The 24440-nt window shown below is 51.3% G+C and carries 24 protein-coding genes; 14 read left to right on the plus strand and 10 right to left on the minus strand.

The annotated features are described in order from the left end of the window. Window positions 1–83 precede the first annotated feature (83 nt). The gene (locus PsAD26_RS03875) at window positions 84–617 is read right to left on the minus strand and encodes an ACT domain-containing protein (protein WP_063309327.1); all 534 of its coding nucleotides are present in this window, start codon (window positions 615–617) and stop codon (window positions 84–86) included. Between the two features lie 436 nt (window positions 618–1053). Here PsAD26_RS03875 and PsAD26_RS03880 point away from each other — a divergent pair, with 436 nt between their 5' ends. The 7 genes from PsAD26_RS03880 to cobM are packed head-to-tail and all read left to right on the plus strand — an operon-like array spanning window position 1054 to window position 7653. Continuing rightward, window positions 1054–1317 (plus strand): DUF6732 family protein, encoded by a 264-nt coding sequence (locus PsAD26_RS03880; RefSeq protein WP_063309328.1) that lies wholly within the window; start codon window positions 1054–1056, stop codon window positions 1315–1317. Beyond that, a complete protein-coding gene (locus PsAD26_RS03885) occupies window positions 1317–2420 on the plus strand; it encodes a sirohydrochlorin chelatase (protein WP_063309329.1) in 1104 nt (367 codons plus the stop codon). Before PsAD26_RS03880 ends, PsAD26_RS03885 begins: the two co-directional genes overlap by 1 nt. A gap of 2 nt (window positions 2421–2422) precedes the next feature. After that, window positions 2423–3109: a precorrin-8X methylmutase gene (locus tag PsAD26_RS03890; protein ID WP_063309330.1), complete on the plus strand. Its 687-nt coding sequence runs from the start codon at window positions 2423–2425 to the stop codon at window positions 3107–3109. Then, window positions 3106–4332 carry a bifunctional cobalt-precorrin-7 (C(5))-methyltransferase/cobalt-precorrin-6B (C(15))-methyltransferase gene (locus tag PsAD26_RS03895; protein WP_063309331.1) on the plus strand — a complete coding sequence of 409 codons (1227 nt, stop codon included), beginning with the start codon at window positions 3106–3108 and terminating at the stop codon, window positions 4330–4332. Before PsAD26_RS03890 ends, PsAD26_RS03895 begins: the two co-directional genes overlap by 4 nt. Next, window positions 4329–5051 (plus strand): precorrin-2 C(20)-methyltransferase, encoded by a 723-nt coding sequence (gene cobI, locus PsAD26_RS03900; protein WP_208985491.1) that lies wholly within the window; start codon window positions 4329–4331, stop codon window positions 5049–5051. Before PsAD26_RS03895 ends, cobI begins: the two co-directional genes overlap by 4 nt. Next, window positions 5024–6877: a precorrin-3B C(17)-methyltransferase gene (gene cobJ, locus PsAD26_RS03905; protein ID WP_063309332.1), complete on the plus strand. Its 1854-nt coding sequence runs from the start codon at window positions 5024–5026 to the stop codon at window positions 6875–6877. Before cobI ends, cobJ begins: the two co-directional genes overlap by 28 nt. Beyond that, window positions 6874–7653, plus strand: coding sequence for a precorrin-4 C(11)-methyltransferase (cobM, locus tag PsAD26_RS03910; protein ID WP_063309333.1), 780 nt, complete (start codon window positions 6874–6876; stop codon window positions 7651–7653). Before cobJ ends, cobM begins: the two co-directional genes overlap by 4 nt. Before the next feature lie 9 nt (window positions 7654–7662). Here cobM and PsAD26_RS03915 read toward each other — a convergent pair whose 3' ends face one another. Both PsAD26_RS03915 and cobA read right to left on the minus strand, forming a co-directional pair. Further along, window positions 7663–9021 (minus strand): cobyrinate a,c-diamide synthase, encoded by a 1359-nt coding sequence (locus PsAD26_RS03915; RefSeq protein ID WP_063309334.1) that lies wholly within the window; start codon window positions 9019–9021, stop codon window positions 7663–7665. Further along, window positions 9018–9857, minus strand: a complete 840-nt coding sequence (gene cobA / locus PsAD26_RS03920) for a uroporphyrinogen-III C-methyltransferase (protein ID WP_063309335.1) — start codon at window positions 9855–9857, stop codon at window positions 9018–9020. Before cobA ends, PsAD26_RS03915 begins: the two co-directional genes overlap by 4 nt. A 107-nt stretch (window positions 9858–9964) precedes the next feature. On the opposite strand from cobA, the gene PsAD26_RS03925 reads away from it, so the two are divergent. Both PsAD26_RS03925 and PsAD26_RS03930 read left to right on the plus strand, forming a co-directional pair. Further along, window positions 9965–11083 carry a cobalt-precorrin-5B (C(1))-methyltransferase gene (locus PsAD26_RS03925; protein WP_063309336.1) on the plus strand — a complete coding sequence of 373 codons (1119 nt, stop codon included), beginning with the start codon at window positions 9965–9967 and terminating at the stop codon, window positions 11081–11083. Between the two features lie 23 nt (window positions 11084–11106). Next, window positions 11107–11859, plus strand: a complete 753-nt coding sequence (locus PsAD26_RS03930) for a precorrin-6A/cobalt-precorrin-6A reductase (protein WP_208985492.1) — start codon at window positions 11107–11109, stop codon at window positions 11857–11859. On the opposite strand, the gene PsAD26_RS03935 is transcribed toward PsAD26_RS03930, so the two are convergent. Beyond that, the gene (locus PsAD26_RS03935; protein WP_063295003.1) at window positions 11849–12406 is read right to left on the minus strand and encodes a cytochrome b/b6 domain-containing protein; all 558 of its coding nucleotides are present in this window, start codon (window positions 12404–12406) and stop codon (window positions 11849–11851) included. The genes PsAD26_RS03930 and PsAD26_RS03935 overlap by 11 nt on opposite strands. 137 nt (window positions 12407–12543) lie before the next feature. On the opposite strand from PsAD26_RS03935, the gene PsAD26_RS03940 reads away from it, so the two are divergent. Both PsAD26_RS03940 and PsAD26_RS03945 read left to right on the plus strand, forming a co-directional pair. After that, window positions 12544–13371 carry a RibD family protein gene (locus PsAD26_RS03940; protein WP_063309338.1) on the plus strand — a complete coding sequence of 276 codons (828 nt, stop codon included), beginning with the start codon at window positions 12544–12546 and terminating at the stop codon, window positions 13369–13371. A gap of 84 nt (window positions 13372–13455) precedes the next feature. Next, on the plus strand, window positions 13456–14025 hold the full coding sequence (locus PsAD26_RS03945) for an NUDIX hydrolase (RefSeq protein WP_063309339.1): 570 nt from the start codon (window positions 13456–13458) through the stop codon (window positions 14023–14025). Between the two features lie 33 nt (window positions 14026–14058). On the opposite strand, the gene PsAD26_RS03950 is transcribed toward PsAD26_RS03945, so the two are convergent. The 4 genes from PsAD26_RS03950 to PsAD26_RS03965 are packed head-to-tail and all read right to left on the minus strand — an operon-like array spanning window position 14059 to window position 17394. Then, window positions 14059–14880 (minus strand): hypothetical protein, encoded by an 822-nt coding sequence (locus PsAD26_RS03950; protein WP_063309340.1) that lies wholly within the window; start codon window positions 14878–14880, stop codon window positions 14059–14061. After that, window positions 14877–15986 (minus strand): glycosyltransferase family 4 protein, encoded by a 1110-nt coding sequence (locus PsAD26_RS03955; RefSeq protein WP_063309341.1) that lies wholly within the window; start codon window positions 15984–15986, stop codon window positions 14877–14879. Before PsAD26_RS03955 ends, PsAD26_RS03950 begins: the two co-directional genes overlap by 4 nt. Further along, window positions 15979–16398 carry a 6-carboxytetrahydropterin synthase gene (locus PsAD26_RS03960; RefSeq protein WP_063309342.1) on the minus strand — a complete coding sequence of 140 codons (420 nt, stop codon included), beginning with the start codon at window positions 16396–16398 and terminating at the stop codon, window positions 15979–15981. The genes PsAD26_RS03955 and PsAD26_RS03960 overlap by 8 nt, the downstream gene beginning before the upstream one ends. 18 nt (window positions 16399–16416) lie before the next feature. After that, window positions 16417–17394, minus strand: coding sequence for a zinc-binding alcohol dehydrogenase (locus PsAD26_RS03965; protein ID WP_063309343.1), 978 nt, complete (start codon window positions 17392–17394; stop codon window positions 16417–16419). Window positions 17395–17508: 114 nt separating this feature from the next. Here PsAD26_RS03965 and mdoH point away from each other — a divergent pair, with 114 nt between their 5' ends. After that, window positions 17509–19383, plus strand: coding sequence for a glucans biosynthesis glucosyltransferase MdoH (mdoH, locus tag PsAD26_RS03970; RefSeq protein ID WP_063309344.1), 1875 nt, complete (start codon window positions 17509–17511; stop codon window positions 19381–19383). Window positions 19384–19488: 105 nt separating this feature from the next. Here the strand turns inward: mdoH and PsAD26_RS03975 are convergent, their stop codons facing one another. Together PsAD26_RS03975 and PsAD26_RS03980 are read right to left on the minus strand one after the other, a co-directional pair. Next, the gene (locus tag PsAD26_RS03975) at window positions 19489–20640 is read right to left on the minus strand and encodes an OpgC domain-containing protein (protein ID WP_063309345.1); all 1152 of its coding nucleotides are present in this window, start codon (window positions 20638–20640) and stop codon (window positions 19489–19491) included. 100 nt (window positions 20641–20740) lie between these two features. Beyond that, a complete protein-coding gene (locus tag PsAD26_RS03980) occupies window positions 20741–22126 on the minus strand; it encodes a tetratricopeptide repeat protein (RefSeq protein ID WP_063309346.1) in 1386 nt (461 codons plus the stop codon). A 466-nt stretch (window positions 22127–22592) separates the two neighbouring features. On the opposite strand from PsAD26_RS03980, the gene PsAD26_RS03985 reads away from it, so the two are divergent. Then, window positions 22593–23798: a YeeE/YedE family protein gene (locus tag PsAD26_RS03985; RefSeq protein ID WP_063309347.1), complete on the plus strand. Its 1206-nt coding sequence runs from the start codon at window positions 22593–22595 to the stop codon at window positions 23796–23798. Between the two features lie 113 nt (window positions 23799–23911). Next, window positions 23912–24436: a DUF302 domain-containing protein gene (locus PsAD26_RS03990; RefSeq protein ID WP_063309348.1), complete on the plus strand. Its 525-nt coding sequence runs from the start codon at window positions 23912–23914 to the stop codon at window positions 24434–24436. Window positions 24437–24440: the final 4 nt, after the last annotated feature.

A 24440-nucleotide genomic window follows, 5' to 3' on the forward strand; every position in this document is an offset into this window, starting at 1 on the left:
CTAGCGTAAATCCCAGCAGGGATCGAGGGTAAATACGTAGTTACCCGGGAGAGATCTGAGAACAACGTGATGCGTGTAAGAGATCAGTCCTCTTCTGCTGCTGCTTCATTGAGTTCAACGTCAATCATCAGATCAGCCGCAATGCCTTCCAATGCGTCGGAGACTTCTGCTGGTGAGAGATGCGTTGGGATGATGATGCGAGCATTGGCGCGGAACATGAGACCACCACTCATGGAGCCCGGTTCAACCAGTGACTCCAGAGTCTCAATGCTCACATGAAGATCTGCCAACACGCTGGAAACACGGCTGATCATGCCCGGCTGATCTTGTCCCAGAATATGAAGAAGCGCATGAGCACCTGCTGGTGCATCACCTGTGTTGTGCTCATGAATGCCAATGGTAAGTCCCACAGACTCAAGCTTGGTCAGAGCTGCTGAAAGGCCTGCTGCCTGCGTCTTTTCAACATGCACACGAACAATACCTGCAAACTGACCTCCCAGACGAGAGAGGGAACTGTCAATCCAGTTTGCTTTGTGATCTGCAACCACCTTGGAGATTTCACCAACCAGACCTGGGCGATCATCAGCAACGACGGTGAGGACAAGCTCTTTTTTCATAACGCATTCTCCACAAAAGCGCCCCCTGTGATAGGCTAGGGCCCTGCCTATAATAGCAATGCTAGATGCAGGTGTAAGTCAAACACTTCGATCAAGTTACTCGTATTTTTGCACCTAAGAAAACCTCTGGTATCGACCAATTGCGCAATTTATCATCTTGCTATCTTCAGGACTGCCAACTAGCTTGCTCCTCGTAAAACTATGGACGGCGTCCCGTGACGGACTGAAATGGATTTCGGGGGCGGTCGACCCACATCGGGGGCCAGAATCGAAGCTGTCTGACGAAATAATGTGTGAAGCTGCGGACTTATGGTGCGTGGTTGATGTTCTATTTCGTTGGTCAATCTATTGTCTTTGCGACGTCTCCTTAAATGACAGCGATAAACCCCTGTTGCCCGTGGCAATGGAAGGCACCGCTGCATGTTGGAGATAGAACATGTCTTATTTTTTAAAGCCCGTACTCCTCGCAGGAGTGATGGGGCTTTCCTCGTCTGCTGCCTTTGCGCATGCGGGACATTTAGGTGAACTCGCTGGCCACAGCCATTGGATTGGCATAGCCGCAGTCACCGGCGCTGCAATCATCGCTGGACTGGCTGCCAAAGCAAAAAAGCGGCCCTCTTCCTCTGAAGAGAACTCGCCTGAAAATGCTGAGAGCGATGGCGCTCTCTCCCCGGATGGTACAGAAGCAGAGCCAGCATAATGACAATAAAAACAGAAGAAAAGCTCGGCGTCATGATCTGCGGACATGGCAGTCGAAACAAAGGTGCAGTCGCCGAATTTGCTCGCCTTGCAAAAGGTATGCGTGAAAGATTTCCGGATCTTCCTGTGGACTATGGATACCTTGAGTTCGCAAATCCAGTGATCCATTCAGGCTTGGACAATCTGCGCGAGCAGGGGTGCACGCGTATTCTTGCAGTTCCAGGCATGCTGTTTGCAGCTGGGCACGCAAAAAACGACATTCCATCTGTGCTCAACACCTACCAGGCCAAACATCCTGAAGTTTCTATTGAATATGGCCGCGAACTAGCTGTCGATACGCGCATGGTGCAGGCCGCAGGCGCACGCATTCAGGAAGCCATCGATGCAGCTGGTGGTGATGTAAAACCGGAAGAAACCTTGCTCATGGTCGTTGGCCGTGGTGCGTCAGACCCGGATGCAAATTCCAACGTTGCCAAAATCACCCGCATGTTGTGGGAAGGCTTCGGCTTTGGCTGGGCGGAAACCTGCTATTCTGGCGTAACATTCCCCCTCGTTGAACCGGGCTTGGAGCACGCTGTTAAGCTTGGTTACAAGCGCATCGTTGTGTTTCCATACTTCCTGTTCACCGGCGTTCTTGTGCAGCGTATTTACAATTTCACCGATGAAGTTGCTGCGCGCCATCCGGATATTGAGTTTATCAAAGCTGGCTATCTGAACGATCACCCGAAGGTCATCGACACCATGCAGGAGCGTGTGACGGAGATTGTTCAGGGTTCAAACAATATGAACTGCCAGCTCTGTAAATACAGAGAACAAGTTCTTGGATTTGAGGCTGAGATCGGCCTGCCTCAGGAAAGTCACCATCACCATGTGGAAGGCTTAGGCGACGAAGCAGAGTGCAAGCTGTGTGATGTGACGTGTACTGGAGAGTGCGACAGCAAGGGCGCGGATTCTCATGATCACGCTCATAGTCACTCCCACGATCACAGCCACGGACATCACCACCATCACGGTGACGACCATGGACATGATCACCATCATCATCCGTACCCCCATGCAGATCACCCGCTTGGACCGAAATCCATGTTGAAGGACGATGCCTGAGAATGGGCCAGAACGAGATTCCAGAGGTTCTGGCATCCTACGATTACATTAAGGATCCTGCCGAAATATATCGGCAGTCCTTTTCAATCGTACGGACAGAGGCTGACTTAAAGAGCCTGCCAGATAATTTGAGGCCTGTTGCAGTCCGCTTGATACATTCCTGTGGGATGACTGATATTCCTCAGGATTTGTCATATTCTGAGGATGTCGTTACCAAAGCAAACGAGGCTCTGCGAAACGGTGCTCCTGTACTGACAGATGTCGAGATGGTTGCTCATGGCATCATCCGCAAATATCTGCCAGTAAGCAATCAGGTCATTTGTACTTTGAACCAACCAGAAGTGCCCGAGCTCGCAAAACAGCTCGGCACAACAAGGTCAGCAGCTGCTGTTGAACTCTGGAGACCGCATCTGGAAGGTGCAGTCATAGCAATTGGCAATGCCCCGACTGCGCTATTTCATCTTCTTGAGATGGTTGCAAATGGAGCACCAAAGCCAGCTGCTATTCTCGGCTTTCCCGTTGGGTTCGTAGGGGCGGCAGAGTCTAAGCAAGCGCTAGCCACAAGCTCACTCGGAATACCGTTCTTAACGCTTCAGGGACGCAGAGGTGGCTCTGCAATTGCAGCAGCTGCAGTCAATGCAATGGCAGCGGGCTTGCCTGAAGAAAAGGTGCAGGGGATATCAAAATGAGCGGTCAAATAGCACCTTGGCTCACAATCATCGGCATTGGTGAGGACGGATTCAGCGGCCTGTCTGAAACTGCAAAGTCAGCATTGAGCGCTGCCTCTTGCATCTATGGTGGAGTGCGCCATCTGGAGCTTCTTCAGTATTGTGCAAACAACATCAGTTGTGAGATGAAAGCATGGCCATCCCCGCTTTCAAAAGGCATTGAAGAACTTGCAGCAAACCGTGGTCAAAACACCGTGGTGTTGGCGACGGGTGATCCGCAGTGGTTTGGTATTGGAGCAACCCTTCATCGTCAGTTTAGCGCTGAGGAAATTGAAGTCATCCCGCATCTCTCAGCCTTCTCTCTGGCTGCAAGTCGCTTGGGTTGGCCTCTGCAAAATGTTGAAACTCTCAGTTTGCACGGTCGTCCACTGGATACCCTGCGCGGTTTCCTCTATCCCGGTGCCCGCATTATCGCACTCACGTCTAATGGCGCAGCTCCGGGGGAGATTGCAGATCTACTCGCTGATGAAGGGTATGGAGCAAGTATCCTGACGATACTTGAGCATCTCGGCGGTTCGCAGGAAAAAGTTATAAGCTGTGAAGCTGAAGAGTATTCTGATCAAGCTGCCGAGCTGAACACGATTGCGATTGAGGCCAAACCAACCCCAAACACGCCTGTCTTGTCACGCACACCCGGCCTGCCGGATTCTGCGTTCCGCCATGATGGAAAAATGACCAAACAGGAAGTGCGGGCTGTTACGCTTGCCAAGCTTGCCCCTATTCCGGGGCAGCTTCTGTGGGACATTGGCGCAGGTAGCGGATCCATCGGTATTGAATGGCTGCGGGCTGCAAAGGACACCAAGGCACTTGCCATTGAGCCGCTGGAAAAGCGGCATGTGTTCATTCGTGGCAATGCTGCAGCTCTCGGAACCCCTACGCTTCAACTTATTGAAGGCAAAGCCCCAGAGGCACTTGATAATTTGCCGCAGCCAAATGCGATTTTTGTTGGAGGTGGCCTGACGTCAAAGGGTATACTCAAAACATGCTTTGAGGCGCTACCATCAGGAGGACGTCTGGTTGCCAATGCTGTGACTCTGGAAGGAGAGCAAGTGCTGGCGGAGGGCTGGAATAAGTACGGTGGAGATCTAAGCCGTATAGCAATCTCAAGAGTCGATCCCATTGGCGGTCTCACGGGTTGGCGTCCATTGATGCCGGTAACACAATGGAGCTTGGTAAAATCATGACTGGCACGCTCTATGGCGTTGGTCTTGGACCAGGAGATCCTGAGCTTTTGACGCTAAAAGCTCACCGGCTCATTTGTTCTGCAAAAACAATCGCATACCCGGCTGCTGTTGGAGTGCCCAGTTTTGCTCGACAAATTGCAGCACCATACATTCAAGAGGAAACAACAGAAGTCCCGATTGAAATGCCGATGAAGGTTGAACGTTTTCCTGCAAAGGAAATCTACGACCAAGCTGCAGAAACGATCTCGGTGAAATTGAAAGCCGGAGAAGATGTTGTTGTCCTGTGTGAGGGCGATCCATTTCTCTACGGCTCGTTCATGTACCTCTACGAGCGCCTGCGCGGTGACTTCTCCTGTGAAATCGTGCCGGGTGTGTCATCAGTCAACGCCTGTGCAGCTGCATTGGGCAGGCCCCTCGCAGCGCGCAATGAAGTGCTGACAATTATTCCCGGTCCGCTGGAAGATGAGCAACTTCAACGCCGTATTGAGCAGTCCGACGCCTTCGTCATCATGAAGGTTGGACGCCATCTACCGCGCGTCAAAGCTCTGCTTGAAAAACTGGGCTTACTTGGTGCTGCCGGATACGTCGAACGCGCGACCTTGCCGGAAATGGTCGTGGCCCGTCTGGCCGACTATCCAAATGAAACGGCACCGTATTTTTCAATGATAATTGTTTATAAGGGAGAAGAGGCATGGACGTTGCACCCGCAATCGTTGTGATCAGCCCGGTTGCTCTGAAAACCGCTCAGAAGCTCTCCACTGTACTGGATGAAAGCCTCATTCATGGCTTTGCAAAACATGGTTCCAAGCCAAACGTAGATTACCAGCTGTCCTTCTCAGAGCCGATGGACCATCTGCGATCCCTGTTTCAGTCAGGAACACCAATCATCGGTATTTGTGCTGCGGGGATTCTCATCCGTGCACTCGCGCCCGTCTTGGGAGATAAGCGTAACGAACCCCCTGTTATTGCGGTGTCAGAAGATGGTTCAAGCGTCGTGCCACTGCTCGGCGGACATCGCGGCGCCAATGCTCTCACTCATGAAATTGCAGAGGCCCTGCAAGGGCATGCCGCGATTACAACTGCCGGCGATACTGTATTTGGTGTTGCGCTGGATGATCCACCAGAAGGCTGGACGCTCGCCAATCCATCAGATGCCAAGTCAGTTATGGCGCATATGCTGGCAGGTGACACCGTAAAACTCTCCGGTCAAGCAGACTGGTTGGAGGCAGCCAACCTTCCTGTTGCAGATGATGCCGAACTGGAAATTGTTGTAACCGAGCAGCCACATGATGGGCACAACGGAAAGCTCGTGTTCCATCCTCAAACTCACGTTGTCGGTCTTGGCTGTTCCCGAGGGTGCTCTCTTGAGGAGTTGGATGAGCTCCTTCAAAAACGCTTGGAAGAGGCAGACATCTCGATGGGAGCTGTCGCAGCTTTCGCGAGTATCGACCTGAAGGCCGATGAGGTAGCCATGAACAAGCTTGCTGTTCGCTACAATAAGCCTTTCCGCCTGTTCACAGCTGACGAACTCAACGAACAAAGAGATCGTCTGCAAAATCCGTCTGACGTGGTCTTTGCCGAGGTTGGGTGCCACGGCGTAAGTGAAGGCTCTGCATTGGCTGGTGTCGGTGCATCCGGTGCACTCGTGCTGGAAAAGCAGAAGACTGCAAACGCCACAGTTGCGATCGCCAGAGCGTTGGTCCCTGTGAAACACGAGAAACTTGGTAGAGCAAGAGGCCGCCTTCACGTCATCGGCATTGGGCCGGGGCAAGAAGCATGGCGTACGCCAGAAGCCTCCAGCTGGTTGGCTGAGGCAGATGAAGTTGTAGGCTACGGCCTTTATCTCGATCTCGTCTCATCTCTGATCAGAGGCAAACAACGACACGCCTTTCCATTGGGTGCGGAAGAAGAGCGCGTCCGCTTTGCCCTCGAAAGAGCCGGACAGGGCCACAACGTCGCGCTGGTCTGCTCAGGAGACTCCGGTGTCTACGCAATGGGCGCCCTGGTCTTCGAACTACTAGACCGTTCGCAGGACAATGGTGGCGTCAGCGATGCAGCCCGCCGCGTTGAGGTCGCATCCGCACCGGGCATCTCTGCAATGATAGCGCTTAGCAACCGCATTGGTGCGCCGCTGGGGCACGATTTCTGCGCGATTTCGCTGTCGGATCTCCTCACTCCATGGGAAACCATCCAGCAACGCCTGGAAGGTGCAGCAATCGGTGACTTTGTGATTGGATTCTACAACCCGGTCTCTAAGCGCCGCCGTACGCAATTGGCTTGGGCACGGGAGAAGCTGCTGGAATACCGTCCAGAAAATACTCCTGTTATTCTTGGATCCAACATCGGGCGAGAGAATGAGCTCATCACCACAACAACGCTGAAGGAACTGCAAGTCGATGATGTCGACATGCTGACCACGGTCATTGTGGGATGTAGCCAAAGCCGCTTGGGGGGCAATGGCCAGTCATTGCATTTTGTGTACACGCCACGCGGATATGCCAAAAGGATTGATGCACCAGAGAAAGAAACGGAGACAGCAACGTGAGGGTTCATTTCATTGGAGCAGGGCCGGGTGATCCTGAACTCATTACAGTGCGCGGGCTCAAGCTCATCGAAAAATGTAAAGTCTGCCTATATGCAGGCTCATTGGTGCCGCCCGCTATTGTAGAGGCAGCACCAGATGATGCTTTAGTCATGGATACAGCTTCCATGACGCTGGATGAAATCATCGACGAAATTGCAAAGGCTCACGAAAATGATCTGGATGTGGCAAGAGTTCACTCTGGCGATCCATCTATTTATGGTGCCACAGCAGAGCAGATGCGCAGATTGGATGATCTGGGCATTGAGTATGATGTAACTCCAGGTGTACCCGCATTCGCTGCGGCTGCGGCTGCCTTGAAAACCGAGTTGACGATCCCTGAGATCGCACAGAGCATCATCGTCACCAGAACCTCGATGAAGTCCTCAGGTATGCCTGAGAGTGAGGATCTGGAAACGCTTGGCCGCTCTGGCGCCACGCTGGCAATCCATCTTAGTGTTAGAAATTTGGGAGAGATCTACCGGAAACTAACACCGCTTTACGGTGAAGATTGTCCAGTGATTATCGCCTACCGCGTGGGCTGGCCAGATGAGGCATTCATTCATGGAACACTAGCGGACATTCGCGATAAGGCAAAAGCCTCCAAGATCACTAGAACGGCGCTCATTTTTGTCGGACCAGCCTTGAAGGCAGGGAAAGAGTTTCGTGACAGTGCACTTTATGACGCCAACCACGTTCACGTTCTTCGCCCAAAGAAAAAAACAAAAGTGACCGTGTAACCAATCAGCTCAGGAAGAAGCGGACCACCATTCTTCGCTTCTTTCTGCCACCACGTGGGCAAAAGATCCCATAACGCGTCCATTAATATGGCCCAATGGGTCCAGATCGTGATGCTCTGCATCCTGAGCGTCAAAAAGTGACGGTGCCTCTGATTTTACCGTCAGTGTCGAATAGTGGAACTCATGTGCCCCCAAGGGTTTGAGCCAAGGGAAACCAGCAGATTTTGCGGCATCAGTTGCTTTCAGTTTACGATAGCCTAAATGCAGTTTTCTCTTCGCAAAGCTGGTTTCAATCGGCAGCAAACCAAGCATCTCATGAGACTGCCCGCTTTTATCAGTCAGGGCTTCACCAAGTACCATGTAGCCACCACACTCACCATAAATGAGTTTGTCTGCAGCTGCTGCAGATTTTATTCCGCGCTTAAAGGTCTCTGCTTGAGACAACTGCTCTGCATGAAGTTCTGGATACCCACCACTCAGGAATATTGCATCAGCATTTGCTGAAGGCTCTTCGTTCGCTAAGGGAGAGAAGAAGGAAAGCGTAACGCCTTGCTTCTGCCAATCACTGAGCAGATGCTCATAGTTGAATGCAAAGGCAATATCCTTTGCAATCGCGATATGTTGCCCAAGCGGTGGTAAATGAGAAATACCCGTAAGCTCCTTGTTTTCCCGGGCAGGAATAGCAAGCACTTTTGCAAGGCGCATCAAAGCCGGCACATCTACACTTTCAGTAGCAACCTCGCCAGCAGCATTTAGAAATTCTTCCAAATCCTCTCGCTCACTGGCTTGCACAAGCCCTAAATGGCGTTCCGGTAGTTCCAGTTTCTTAGAGCGATAAAACGCACCCAACACAATGACATTCAACGGTTCCAATGCTCGCCGCAAAATGCGTTCATGACGTGGAGAACCCACACGGTTGAGAATGACACCTTTGATATGACAGTGTGGATGATACGTAAGGAAGCCATGGACAAGGGCAGCAACCGATTGCGCCTGAGACTTGCAATCCACCACCAGAATAACCGGCAGCCCCAGATGAACTGCTAGTTCAGCAACAGAGCCTGAGCCATCGGCAGCACCGTCAAAGAGCCCCATAGCTCCCTCAACAACCACAACGTCAGAGTGTTTGTCCTGTTCTGTGGCGTTGAGCGAAAGTTGCGCCAATGACATTGCCCAGGCGTCGTAGTTGAGGCATGGCCGCCCGGAAGCGGCGCTGTGGAAAGCCGGATCAATATAATCTGGTCCCGACTTGCCAGAGGCAATACGAAGTCCGGTATCACGAAGAGCACGCAACAGCGCCAGTGTAATCGTTGTCTTTCCAGACCCGGAAGACGGCGCGGCAATGACGAAACCCTTCGCAATAGTCATAGGGCAGGTTCTTCTTTCATTTGAGAGGGTTGTGAGGTGCGTGCAAGAGCAGGCTCAATCCAGTTCAGTTGCTCACGCAGATTCACCACCTCACCGACGACAACAATCGCAGGCGGCTTTAGGCCACAACTTGCAATATCCTCAGCGCAAGCAGAAAGCGTTGTTTCCAGTACCTGTTGGGTCTGCTGTGTGGCATTGCAGATGACAGCAACAGGTTCGGTCGTACATCGGCCACCATTCATAAGCTTCTGAGTAATGAGAGAAATATGCTTCATCGCCATGTACATCACGATCACGGGTGATCCTTTGGCAAGAGCATCCCAGTCGAGCTCGTCTGGCGCAACCCCATTTTGGTCATGACCTGTAAGGAACGTAACCGCTTGATTAATCCCTCGGTGGGTAGATGGAATCCCAGCATATGCCAGCCCGCCAACACCAGCTGTGATGCCGGGAATAATACGGAAGGGAACACCTGCATCCACCAGTGCTAGAGCTTCCTCTCCACCGCGGCCAAACACAAACGGGTCTCCACCTTTTAGGCGCATGACACGTTTGCCGGATTTCGCAAGTTCCACCAGCTTAATCGAGATACTTGACTGCTTGGGGGAAGGCTTGCCACCGCGCTTGCCAGCATAGATGATTTCCGCCCCGTCTCCCGCAAATTGAAGTATTCGCTCATCCACCAGTGCGTCATAGACAATGACATCCGCTTGCTGCAGGCCATTCAAAGCATGTAAGCTCAGCAGGCCGGGGTCACCAGGTCCTGCTCCAGCCAACCAAACCCATCCAGCTTCAAGCACCGGAAATTCAAAGTGGGGGAGAGAGATATCAAACAAGTGGGTCTCATGATTTATGTGATTTTGCCTAGCAATTTAATTGGAAACCAATTGGAAGTCCAAAGCCTTCTGCTTGGTATATCCCGCTAAATCTGTATAGTCGCCGGATGGCTGAAACTGGGCAAAAAAAACTTAGAACAGGCTGGACAACAGGCGCCTGTGCAACCGCTGCGGCAAAGGCAGCGTATGCAGCTTTGTTGTCTGGAGATTTTCCGGACCCGATCAGCATCACCTTGCCTCGTGGTGATACGCCATCCTTCGCACTCGCCTTTGAGAAATTGAGTGAGAACTCTGCCTCAGCCGCCATCATCAAGGATGCTGGTGATGATCCTGATGTAACCCACGGAGCGCTCATTCAGGCCAAAGTGACCCCCAATCCAACGGTTGCCGGAATTCGCTTTATCGCTGGCTCTGGAGTTGGAACGGTCACGAAACCCGGTCTGCCGATCCCGGTTGGTGAGCCTGCAATCAACCCCGTGCCTCGCCAAATGATGACCCGTGAGCTGCAACAAGTGGCAGATGATCATGGCGTAGCTCTTGCTGTAGATGTTGAGATATCCATCCAAAATGGCGAAGAGCTGGCTGAAAAGACCATGAACCCGCGCCTGGGTATTGTCGGTGGCCTTTCCGTCCTTGGTACAACAGGCATTGTCCGCCCGTTTTCCTGTGCTGCCTGGATAGCATCTATTCATCGCGGTGTAGACGTTGCCTGTGCCACTGGCTTGACCCACGTCGCAGCTGCAACAGGAGCAACCTCAGAAGATGTGCTGCGTGCCTACTACCCTGATTTATCCGAACAGGCTTATCTTGATATGGGAGACTTCGCGGGTGGCCTGCTCAAATATCTGCGCGCGCACCCTGTTCGGAAACTAACGATTTCCGGTGGAATTGCAAAGCTGACGAAGCTTGCACAAGGCACTATGGACCTGCATTCAGCCCGCTCCGCAGTCGATTTTGATGCCCTCGCAGATGTGCTGGATCATGCCGGAGCTTCGAAAGAGCTCCTTGAGGAAACAAGAAGGGCAAATTTAGTCTCTCATATTGCTCAGAAAGCTGCTGCTGAAAACATTCATATAGGAGAGGTCATAGCGCAGAGAGCACAGCGTGCGGCCTTAAACATCCTTCGCGGAGCTCCAGTGAGTGTCGAGATTATCGTGGTCGATCGGCAAGGTCAGGTATTGGGTCATGTCCCAGCGAAAGAACCTGCAAAACTGGAGCAGTTTTGATGTTGGAGAGGTCCAAAATCCTCGTGCTCGCAGGCACACAAGAAGCCAGAAAGCTGATTGGTGTGTTGGTTGCAAATACCGAGTACGAAGTCATCGCGTCACTTGCAGGCGTAACCAAAAATCCAGCAGATCTGTCAGTGACGATACTAACCGGAGGCTTTGGTGGCGCCGATGGTCTCTCAAACTACTTGCAAACTCAGGGCATTGCTGCCGTAGTCGACGCAACCCACCCCTATGCCGCTCAAATATCCTGCAATGCGGTCGAAGCAACAAGACATCTTGCGATTCCGTTGCTCCGTTTTGAACGAGCTGCTTGGGAGCAAGCCAATGATGATATTTGGTATTCGGCAGATAACGTTGAAGAGTCATTGAGCTTGATTCCACCCAACGCGAAGGTCTTTTTTGCTGCCAGTGCCAAGATTGCTGCACCACTAAAACAACGCCCAGATCTGACTTTTGTAATCCGTACTTTAAAACGCCCGAGTGATAGTGAAATGCTTCCAAACGCGGAGTACATTGAAGGACTGCCCAATGAAAACTGGCTCGAAGAGGCCGAGTTTTTCAAGGTGCTGAAAGTAGACTGGCTCATCAGCAAAAACAGCGGTGGATCTGCGTCCTACGGTAAAGTAAAGGCTGCTCGTGAGCTACAGATACCTGTTGCAATGCTCAAGCGCCCAGAGCTATCCAACGGCATGTTGTGTGCGTCGATTGACGAGGTATTGAAGACCTTAAAGGCTTGCGTGAAAAATGCGCAGCACTGCAAAATTACTCTTTAGGCTTCTGATAGGGCGCCGTTGTCATCCGCTCAATAATCCCATCTTTAGCGATAAGCCAGTGATAGAGCGCACCCAAAATGTGAAGCGTGATCAACCATGCAAACACAACACCAACAGTCGCGTGGAAATCCAGAACGCTTTCTGAAACTGGACGATTTTGCGGAACGATACTCGGCAGATCAAACAAGCCAAAAAATGGCATAGGTGCTCCGTATAGAGAGAGCCCTACCCAGCCCAGGATCGGGTTTGCAATCAGTACGAGATAGAGCAACCCGTGTACTGAACGTGAGACGATCCGAAGCACTGGTGCAAGAGAGGCAGGCGGTGGCGGAGCGGGAGTGATCCAATGTTGGAGAAGGCGCAGAACCACAAGCAGGAAGAGCAGGATACCGATGCTTTTGTGGTAGAAATAGAGCGTATTTTGAAGGGCACCAGGCCCCAGATCCGTCATCACCAGTCCCATCGGAACCATTATTAGGACCAGAATGGCGACGATCCAATGATACGTCTTTGCCATGACTGAATACCCGGCAACTTGATAGGCCATGCTCTATTCTCCTGATAATCCCAGAGGATCCTGAAGAGCCCCTGCAATCTCCTGATCGACAGATTAATCAAGGTTCGTTACCACTAGGCTAACCTTAGGTGAGGTGAGCTGTGAACTCGGTAAAACAAGGGGGCTTGATGGACAGGGGCCACACAACACCAATACATCTGCAAGATCATCCGAATAATTCTCAGTTGACCTGCGAAAAGCCACTGGAACAACCACCGGGCACCTTGTCTCCGGAAGAATGGCAGGAGGTTTTGGCAGCCTCAGTGGAGAGGCGTGCGCCGGACCTGCAAGGCTATGGCAGCGTGTTCGCACCTCTTTGCATGGCGCAAAAGCAGTTCGTTATTGGTCAGCTGGGGCAGTCAGTTGATGGACGCATTGCAACGGTCACCGGAGACTCCAATTATGTGAGTTGCTCTGAAGCGCTGATCCATCTTCACCGCCTACGGGCACTATGTGATGCTGTTGTGGTGGGTGTGGGAACAGCGGTTGCAGACAACCCTCAGCTCACGGTCAGGCATGTCAGCGGGTGTCACCCCGCACGCATTGTCATCGACCCTTATGGCCGTATGCCGCGCGACAGTACGCTTCTGCAGGATACGGATGCACGCCGCATTGTGATTACCCGAACAGATGCCCATGCGCGTTACCCTGATGGAGTGGAATGCTTCCAGCTACAACCGAACGCAAAAGGCCGTCTGTCCTGTGCTGAAATCCGGCATGCACTGCGAGAGTTTCGATGCATCCTTGTTGAAGGTGGCGCTTGGACGTTGTCTCGCTTTATCGAGCTGAAAATGATCGATCGTCTTCACTTGATGATCGCCCCATTGATCATCGGATCAGGACCAAGAGGCCTTCAGTTGCCTGCGATCGATTATCTCGCGCAAGCTATTCGCCCCGATGTCACTTGGCATCCTTTGGGTGTTGATATGCTGGCAGATCTGAGCTTGAACAATTAATTTTTGCGGTGAGTTGAAAAGCATTTCCTTTCACCAATAAGTACTCGTATAAACTTGCGTGAATTTCCGAATAAGGACACACGCATGCTAGAGCTCATCAGACGCACCACCCTTTTGGAAGCTAAAGGGCGGATTGAGGAAGTTGAAGTGCGTGTTGTTCACGAAGATGGACGCGAGCACATCACGACAGATCCGGTTTGGGTTTACGGTGATTCAATCGCTGTGCTGGCTTATGACCCCCACGCGAAAACCGTCCTGCTCGTCAAGCAACTTCGTGTAGCGCCCTACATCATGGAGGAAGAGGTTATCCTGGAGGCATGCGCTGGCGGAATCGAGATCAGCGATCTATCCATAGAAGAAGCATGTGTACGTGAAGCTCAGGAAGAACTCGGCTGTCAGCTCACCAATCTCAACAAGATTGCGAATGTCTTCATCAATCCCGCACGTCTTGCCGAGCGGGCGCATTTCTTCCTCGCTGAATACACATCCGGTGATCTAAATATCGAAGGTCGTGATCTGGATGAAGATGAGGATATTGAAGTTGTCGAGTTGTCATTCCAAGAATTGCATAGGCTCTACGACAAACAGGAAATTCGCTGCCCACGCCTCTTCATGCTCACACAGGCATTGATGTTGAAGAATGTAGGCCTCTAATTAAGGGCGCTGGGAGTGTTGGCCTTCATGGCCTCAATGAGGAGGGAGGCCTACAATATCAACGTGCCCGACTTGTAATTGTGACTTACCTTTGCCAAGGGCTGCTAGACGATATTCCAGCCAGTCATCTACGATTGCATCAGATACCCCAACTTCGCGTGCTGCTTCGGCCCAGCCCTTAATCAGCTCCAGCTGCAAAGCATTATCTTCAGGCGCGCACACCCAGTCAGAGCGTCCAGTAAAGCAGGTGTAACCTGCCTTAAGCAATCGCTCACGAGCATGAAACCCTCCAAGTGGCCCTAGCGCGGAGCCAAAACCTTTGTCCGTTGCCTGATGCTGATTGAATGCCCGCTGGATAAGCCGGTCTGTTGGGTGGTGCGGTTTGCTTAGCAGGATACCGTTGTACGAAAGCCCTGCAAGAAACGGAAGTTTTAGCTGACGCATACGGGCAACAAAGCTATCCAGCCAGTTTGCACTCACAAGATCCAGAAAGGCTGAAGTAACAACTCCATGATGCCCTTCCAGAATATCCAGTGACCCAGCATCAGTCAGTTCGCAAACATCCGTTTTCGTTCTCGTATGAGGTAACGGAGGAGAGATGCGTTTTGCAACTTTTAGAAGTTCGGGATCGTTGTCGATCAGTAACCACACCTGCTCCCTGTTTGAATCAATATGCTCTGCCAGATCTTGCAGAAAGGAGCCCGTTCCAGCGCCCACATCAATGAGCCGGAGTGGGCCACTCTTAGGTGCATGCTCTACCAGCCAGCTACAGAACTTTTTCATAACGTCTTTGTTGCGCGCACGTCGGTCTGCTTTGCGGCGTAATGAGAGCCATTCAGAGGAAAATCCACTCACCTGTGAGCCTCCAATGTGCAAGCAAAGGCTTTTGCGCTGTCACTCCATTCTGGCAACACACGAGCAGCAGCAAGGGCTCCAGTTGAAAGTTGAGAGCGTAAATCTTTGTTTTGAAGAAGTGTTTCAATGGCTTTGCTTAGAGCTAGAGGGTCGCCCGCACCGACATGAAAACCGGCTGTAGGTGGAACTGTAGACGCGACAGCTCCTTCGCCACTCGCAATAATTGGGAGCCCAAAACTCATAGCCTCCGCAAAAGCCATCCCGTATCCCTCATAGTATGTGGGGAGTACAAAGATGTCCGCTGACTGATAGAACCCGGTCAATTCAGCTTTAGGAATGCCTCCATGAACGCGAATGCGATCAGTAAGATCATGGCGTTTGATCTGTGATCGCACTTGGCTTGCATATTCAGGATCAAACCGTGTTTCTCCAATAAGATCCAGATGCCAGTCCAGATGCTTCAATTGACCCAGTGCTTCCACTAAGTGCAGTTGTCCTTTTCTCGGTACCAACGAACCTACACAAAGCAACTTTGGGGCTGCCAGAGTTTCCCTTGGGATTGCAGCGATCTCCGCAGTAGTTGGCCGATCAATACCCGGCACAACAATGCTGATCTTCTCCGCTGGAACGTTCATTTGAGAGACAAGCGTTTTCTGTGTTGAAGGACTGGTCACAATCACATGTTTTGCGAATGTAAGAGCTTCCGTCTCTGCCGCGCGGAGTGCTTTTGCCAGTTGAGGTTCGATCCCACTTTCCAGAAACAGTGGATGGTGAACCAATGCAATGAGGCCAGAGCGTTCAGCGATACGCTGCGCTAAGTCGGGTGAAGTCCCAAGCACCAAACCATCCACGATGATCAAAGCTGAGTGCTCAATCTCATCAACGGCTTCAAGTGCTAGTTTTTTGTCGACCTCAGATGGGACCGGGAAGGTACCCTCAAGGCTAATGAGTGAGACATTCCAGTCGTGTTTCTGCAGTCCTCGAATGATTTCACGATCATATCGATAACCACCTGTTGGTGTGTTCAGATCACCCGTAAAGATAAAATAGCAAGATCTTGCAGTTGCTTCTGCTGTCTGGCCTGAAGAAGGATGTAAATTACTCATGGGCCTCGGATGCAGTCAACGGCGCCTCATAAGACGCACGAGCGTTAGGGTTTTCGGAAATTGAAACGCGTACCTTGCTAAGTTCGCCCGGTTCGCGGCCAAGTTTGTGTAGATAGGCAGCATCGCACACGCGCTGGTAAATGTAGCTACAGAGAAAATCGACTGTGGTGTTTCGCCCCCTGAATTGAGGAAGGTCATCAAGATTCTTGTAGTTGAACGGATGCAGGATCTCTGCCAGCACATCAAGCGCATTGCCAATGTCGATGACAATCCCGTTCTCGTCCAGTTCCTCCGCATAGATAGCGACATGAACGTGTGCAGTAAGGCCATGAAGTTGCGAGGCAGGACCAAACACCTCTCCCTTCAGGCTGTGTGCGATCATAATGTGGTTGCTGATCTCAACTGAATACATCTCAAAATCCTTGTAAAATTAAGAGTAAACAATGGGTTGGCATAAAGTATCTTTCTTGCCTGAAAGAACGTCTTTCAGATCCTTCGGTGCTTTTTCAAATTCGATGGGAGGCGCGAGCAAGGTATCCAATACCTCGTCTTTTAGAAGAGAAATTGCTGCTTCCATACGCCTGCGATGCGTCCAGCGCGGCCTCATGATGGGAGCAACCTGACCGACTTGAGACGAGATAAGGCTCAGGCGCTGACTGTGAAAACTACCGCCAAGAACAAGACCGGAAGGACGTGAGCCATACCAGGATGCTTCCACAATTCTGGCTTCTCTCCCCGCAATTCGGATTGCGGTGTTCAAGCCAGATTCAGAGGCGCTGCAATGCACGACAACGTCTTGATTTTCTGGAGCAACTTCCGGCAAAGAAAATGTGCATGAAAACTCGTCTGCAATATCCTGCCGCTTCGGGTTGACGTCGATCATGGTCACGTGCGCACCTGCGATGCGAGCGCAAAGATATCCAACAAGCGAGCCAACAGTGCCTGCGCCAACAACGGCAACATTGGAGCACGGCAGAATAGCAGCATCCCACATGATATTCAGCGCTGTTTCCATATTTGCTGCCAATGTGGCGCGGGTGCTCGGCAAATCAGAAGGGATAAGATAGAGCGCGTCTGCGGAAAGCAGAAAGTTGCTTTGATGCGGGAAAAGAGAAAAAACGCGCTGCCCTGCTTTTAAATCATCTTTTGTTTCAATCACTTCAGAAACGTTTGCGTAGCCGTACTTAACGGGAAAGGGAAAGGTCCCTTCCTGAAACGGAGCGATCATCCGCTCACGCTCGCTCACTGGCACATCACCACGAAAGACAATGGCCTCCGTACCTCGGCTGATCGCAGAAGCATGAGTTTTTAAGTAAACACGGTTACCAGATGGTTTAGAGAGTTTTTCCTCTCTTATTTCAATGGTTTGAGGCGCAGTGTACCAAAGCGCTCTGGCTATGTCAGACAAGAAACGCGCTCCCCGGATTGCTAAGTTTTCACAAATATACTCTAGGGAAACGTGAACAAAGGAAACTAGCAGAAATGTAGGTGCCTCTAAAAACAATAATAATTTGGGTAGGACATGACAAAACAATCACGGGTTCCTGTAGAGAACGCCCGCACTAGTCTTGTTGACCAGCTGCTCTCCACCAACATCATCGACAAGCATCAGGAAAATAAGCGCTTATTCAGGCGCAGGCTGATCTTTGGAGGGCTCGTTCTAACCTCTTTCGCAGCGTTGACAACCATCATGGTTTTAACGCTGTTTCTGGGCGGTTTTGCCCTTTCAAAAGTCGTGATGCTTCTCGCATTTCTGGTAACCTTACCATGGCTTATCATTGGCTTCTGGCATGCTGTCATTGGCTTGACGCTCATGAGGTTTTCATCAAATTCCACGGCTCAGGTATACGCCGGGACGCCTCTGGGTACTCTTGACCTGAAAAAACCTTTACAAAACAAGCAAACCGCCTTGCTTTCCTGCGTGCGAAACGAAGACTCGCCTGAAGTTGCAGCCAAGCTGGAAGCGATGCTGCAAGATCTGGACCGTCTGGAAAAACTCAACGGCTTTGCTCTCTACATTTTGAGTGATAGCAATGACTCTGAGCATATCCGGCAAGAAATGCGGGAGTTCTCGCTGCTGCGAGCAAGGTGGCAAAATCGGATTGAAGTGTTTTATCGCAGACGTGAGAAGAATACTGGCTTCAAAGCAGGAAATGTCGAAGATTTCTGCCGCAACTGGGGTGCTCGGCATGAATATGCAGTTACGCTGGATGCCGATAGCTTCCTCTCTGCTGAATCCTTGTGCCACCTCGTAAGCAAAATGAATGCAAATCCTCGCCTCGGTATTTTGCAGACACTTGTTCTGGGCCTCTCAACCAGTTCGTTTTTTACCCGTGTTTTCCAGTGGGGCATGCGCTTGGGAATGCGTTCCTACACACTTGGTGCAGCGTGGTGGCAAGGCTCGTCAGGCCCTTATTGGGGGCACAATGCAATCTTTCGCATAAAGCCGTTCACACAATTCTGTATGTTGGAGCCCTTGCCGGGAAATGACGCATTAAGTGGACCGATCCTCAGCCACGACCAAGTTGAAGCTGCGATGATGGCTGATGCAGGCTATGAAGTGCGTGTATGGCCGGTCGAAGGTGGCAGCTATGAAGAAAACCCACCTCACCTGATCGAATTTATCCGTAGAGATCTGCGATGGTGTCACGGAAACCTTCAGTACTTTAAATTGCTCCGAGAGCCTGGTTTTAAGCTGCTGGGACGGATCCAACTCGGCCTTGCAATCCTCATGTTTGCTGGTTCGCCGGCATGGCTCGTTTTCATTGCAATGGCGATCCTAACTGCATCTGTTTCTGCTCCTGAGACAGTAGCATTCGACCCGTTTTACGGCACGATTCTGATCGTGGTAATCATGAGCATGGTCTTTGCACCCAAATTGGCGACGCTTGCCCATATCTTGTCCGTCAGGAGTGAACGCCGGGAGTATGGCGGCTTTTTCTCGGTATCTGTCAGTGCATTCTTCGAGCTGGTCTATTCCATGCTGCTAGCGCCTGTAATGGCAATCGCGCACAGCATCTTTATTGCGCAACTGTTCGCAGGCCGAAAAACGCAATGGGGAGGGCAGGAAAGACAACCTCATGGCATTCTATTCCTTCTCGCAGCGGAGAAGTTCTGGCCGCAAACTCTTTTTGGCCTTTGCGGCGTTATCTGGATGATGGACTACACCTTTGCGGATACGTGGTTACTGCTTCCGGTAATCCTCGGACCTTTGCTGACAATCCCATTTGCGATGATCACCTCAAAACCAGTGCTTGGTATGTACTTCAAGCATTCTGGACTTTGGGCATTGCCTGAAGAAAAGAAAACACCGCTTGAGCTGCAAGGCCTTAACAAAGAACAACGCCGTGTAGAGTTGGAGCTTGCCAAAGCAAACCGAGCTGCGGCCACACGATAAAAAAGCGGCCTGAAGGGAGTTTCCAGACTGCCAAGAAAAAGCCGGTCGCGTAACGATACGCGACCGGCTTTTTTTGATTTCACATTCTCTCTTGAACGGGGAAAGCTAGGAAGCTGGCTTTTCCTTTGGCTTTCTCCATGGCTCACCTTTGAACCATGCCACGGTATAGGCGACGGCGATCAAGCCAGCGAAACCAAGCAAGTTTGCCATGACGCCACCTGTGACTGTGCCTTTCAAGCCGAGTTCATCTCGGAAGATTGCGATGCCTTGTGCAAGAATGAGGCTGGCTAGGAAAACAGCGAGAGACTGCTGGCCTACTTTCTTGATAACCCGAACAACTTTACCGCCAAAACCGCCCATAAGCAGGCGCTGCCCGCCTTCTCCAACAGCCACCCACGCCACATAGGCAAGGGCAAGGAAGTGGATGTAGCGCAGGATGCCCATCTCGGATTTCACGGTGAGGTCACTGATATCATTTGCAATTCTGCGGAGCTCCGGCACTTCGTTGAGAATGCGGAAGTAAGCGAACGGAATTGTAAGAATGATAATCGAAGCGCTCAGGAACAATAGACGTTTCTTGACTGGGGGAGCCGGAAGCCAGCCTTTGATGAAGGCAAATCCAGTAAAGAACAGCAACTGCCATGCAAACGGATTGAAGAACCAGCGGCGATCAGACCATGGCTCAGCAGGAAAATCCACCAATCGGAAGGTTGCGATTAGCCAGAATGCGATGATGAGTGCGGCAACTGCACCTCGTCCGGCCTTGTAATAGGCGATCATGATGACTGGCAACATTGCTAGGATCACCAGATACATTGGCAGAATATCGAAGTAGTTCGGCACATAGGTAAGTGTCAGCAAGCCCGGCAGCTGGAAGATCGGATCTTCAAAGAAATGCCAAAGGTTCAGCTTCCCGACATAATCGTCGCTGGTCCAGCCATTGATTTGCAGGAAGGCAAGCATGCCCGCAACGGCGAGAAACAGGCAGATATGAGCCCAGTAAACTTGCCAGACGCGGTAAAGAACACGCGCACTGCCCATAACCAGGCCATGCAGTTCAAAGACGCGCCCAAAGGCAATCGCGGAGGCCATGCCAGAGCAGAACACAAATATCTCGGTTGCATCGGAGAACCCGAAACGCGCCGGAATCCAAAGAGCCCACCCGTTTGCAGGAAGGTGGGCTATGAAGATGATGAACATTGCGATCCCTCGAAAAAAATCGAGGCGAGGATCTCTTGGTCGGCTGGCCGTTTTCATAGGGGTCGGCGGTATACTGTGCTTGTTCACGGTGTCTCTGAAACTAAAAACTATAAAAGATGAAATGCAGCTCCGAAATCCCCCGAAGCTGCACCTCCATTTATCCCATACGGAATCTTAGGTGTTCACTTTGCATGAGGTCGGTGGCTTCCGTCATGCGGGTTGCTTGAGCCATGCGGGTTTCACCATAAGTGTCTGACCCGCCTCTCAGGCGTGTACGCTCATCAATCATCCGCTTTGCTTCCTGGCAGAGGCCAGCGCGCAAAGCAGCTTCGATTGTGAGACGTTCAAATACATCTCGCTGCGCATGACTACCGCCAACGGTACGCAACAACGGACGTGCTTCTGCGAGGTGGTGGTAAGCGCTGAAGAAGTTGCCGTTCTTGAACTGCATCAAGCCAGATGCTGTTGGAGAACCTGCTGTTTTGGTTACAAGGCCCATCTCGTTGGTGTCTTGTTCCCCAAAAGTGCGCATCCTTGTCAGCAGGCGATCAGATGATTGACGGCGGTTGTCTCCCAGCAGAGCAAGCATGTAGTGCAAGTCTGCGAAAACATTACAGGAATCATCAATGCGTTTTTCGCTGATATTTGCCAGCTCTTCCCAGCGGTTACCAACCTTGATGCCCTCAAGCTCAAGGCGAACCAGCATGGAAGCTGCGTTGGAAATATCGCGATAATCGTCCGTGTGATCCTTACGGAACTTTTGGTCATAGAGCTCGAAAACACGCTCAACATTACCGCGATCAAGGTGCAGCAGCGCAAGGTGCCACCATACGTGATAGCCAAAGTTGTTGCAGTGTTCCCAGGCTTTTGGCTGGTCATCAAGCCATTTGATGCCTTCTTCGGTCTGACCCGTCATGTCCAGCACGTGGGCAACGGCATGCAAGCCCCAGGCGTCATCATGTTGAAATGCAACGGCTTCCTTGCCGATCCGTTCAGCCCGCTCAAAATCACCAGTCTCTTCCAGAGCAAAGGAGTAGCAGCCGTGCACATAGCCCTTTGCAACATGATCGTCTTCGTAAGACGAAATCACACCTTCAATCGAGGAGCGCATGCGGGATGGTTGGCCAAGAACGAAGCGAATAGCGTGGACGAGCTTCAGAAGGAATGCATCGCGTGGGTACTTAAGAAGCAATTCGTCAAGGCGGTCTGCTGATTTGGTCGGTGCACCCTGAAGCCAGTCATTCAAAGCCTCAACCACAGCTTCTTCACGGTCTGTAATCTGTGTATCTCTACGGCATTTATCAGCAATTGCGTAAGCTTCAAAAGCAGTTGCTGTCATTTCGCGTCTGCCAAGCAGTAGGCAGAACAGTCCACGCGCGGCTTGAGCCAGAGCGAAGTCTGGATCGGCCTCCAGGGTTTTCGCAAGATGCTCCGGCGTTGCAGCACTATGTGCCAGAAACGCAAGAATAGTGTTGTTCCAGTGTGTTAATGCACTCTTATCGGAGAGTGTTACCGTGTATTCGAACTGGTCATCAATGCGCATGGATGCGACCCGTGGTTGAGGCGACCGGTATTTCGTGCAATGTGCAATCGCTTATGAGATAAGCCATTGGGTTTACATTACTAACGACACAGGTCTGCCAGGAAATCTGTTGATCAGAACCCTTTCAAAACTGGCGATGACGTTCAACACACAAAATGGTGTTTAATATCAGCAAGCTTTGTTTATGTAGAAAATATAGTTCACCCTCATGAAGAAATAGAAAACACTATTCTATTCACTAAGAAAAAATATGCGTCAAATAGAAGCTTGCTTGTAAAAACCTACTATTATTAATAGTGATAATAAGTAAGATTTTAGGTATTAAGTTCTATTATACTTGTATTTATTACCTTGTGATAATCTTCTGTTTGTTGGATGAAATAGTGTTCACTGCTTCTTGATTTTCTAGTTAGTCCCCACTGTGTAATGTCCTTACTCCAAGAGAGACTAAGTACGTGGCGAATTCATGGCGAATACGAGTAGCTATCAACAAACAAAAATCGATCAACAGATTCAATCACCGCAATCTGTAATCGTCATCGGTGCGCTGGTCGCGTTGGCCGGTGTTGCTCTATTGGGACTCCAGAACAACGGCTGGCGTGTTTTTGGCGCTGCTTTGATTGGTGCTCTGGCAGGCGTTGCGCTGTACCATACGAGCTTCGGATTTACGGCTGCGTGGCGCCGTATTGTCATCCAGCGAAGAGGGCAGGGCCTTCGTGCTCAATTCCTTCTTATCTCATTGGTTTGTTTAATAAGTTTCCCACTCCTCCAATACGGGCCAGACATCGGAATACGCACCGGTGGCTTCGTGTTTCCATTCGGTGTTGGAGCAGCTGTCGGAGCATTCATTTTTGGCGTCGGAATGCAGCTCGGCGGAGGCTGTGGATCAGGCACATTGTTCACTGTTGGAGGCGGCTCATCACGCATGGTGATCACCCTTGCTTTCTTCATTTTGGGCAGCGTAATTGCAACAGCGCATCTTTCATTCTGGAATTCTCTTCCAAGATTACCGGCATTTTCGCTTGTGCGTGGCTATGGGGTCGTCCCCGCGCTTCTGATTACCATTTTGCCACTTGTCGCCTTTGCGATATTCTCGGTGTTTCTCGAGAAAAAACAATGGGGTGAACTGGAGAAATCCCGTAAAACCACCGGGTTCTTTCAGGGGCAATGGGGGTATGTTCTGGGTGCGTTGATCTTGGCGTTGGTTTGCGTTCTTACGTTCATTGTGCTGCAGCGCCCGTGGGGCGTAACATCCGGCTTCGCACTCTGGGGCGCAAAGTTTTTCTATGCCATTGGTATCCCGGTAGAGACCTGGCCTTACTGGCAATGGCAGGTTGGTGCGATCAAAAGATCTGTCTTTGCCGATTCCACATCTGTCATGAACTTCGGCATTGTGCTCGGGGCTCTGATTGCAGCTGGACTGGCCGGAAAGTTCAATCCGGTGAAAAAAATTAATCTTAGAGATGCTGGAACTGCAGTGGTCGGAGGCCTCTTGCTCGGCTACGGTGCGCGCCTTGCTTACGGATGCAACATTGGGGCGTATCTCGGGGGTATAACCTCTGGCTCCATACATGGATGGTTGTGGCTCGTTTTCGCCTTTGCCGGGTCCATGGTTGGAACCCGTGTCCGCCATTTGATCGGAATGGATCCTGCACCTGTTACCGCGAAATAGAAGCCAGCTGCCGGAAACGACTAAAACTTGGCCAATTAAAATCAAGGGAGCTTGAACAACAGCCTGTTCAACTCCCGCTTTTAAACTCATTTCATTACGAAAAGGATTGAACCATGAAACTCCTAACGGGGATGCTTGGCTTTGTTGGAACATTGATGTTTGTTATGGCCGCTTTTCAACCATCCCAGGCCCAAATCACTACAGAGCAGGCACAGCAGGGCAAGGTGCTGCCGCGCAATGGCTGGCGGGTTGTCGAAACCTCCATGGCGATTGATGAACTGCTGGACTCCCTGAAAAAAGCCATTCGCGAAGAAGACATGCTGCTCGTCAGCATGGCAAGTGCCTCTCGGGGCGCTAAAGCAAACGGCTTCGAAATCCCGGGCAACTACGTGATTGGTGTGTTCCGCAATGACTTTGCGCGCCGTATGCTGGCAGCAAGTGTGCAGGCAGGTATTGAGGCGCCAGTTCGCTTCTATCTGACGGAAAATCCGGATGGCACAGCAACGCTGTCATGGAAGACGCCGAGCTTTGTCTTCCAGCCTTACCGAGCCACAGCCTCTGAGGATCTGGTCTCACTGAGCGAGGAACTGGATGTGATCTTCCAGCGCATTGCAGACCGTGCCACAGACAACACCTGAGGCA

The sequence above is a fragment of the Pseudovibrio sp. Ad26 genome (assembly GCF_001623285.1).
Taxonomy (GTDB): Bacteria; Pseudomonadota; Alphaproteobacteria; order Rhizobiales; family Stappiaceae; genus Pseudovibrio; species Pseudovibrio ascidiaceicola.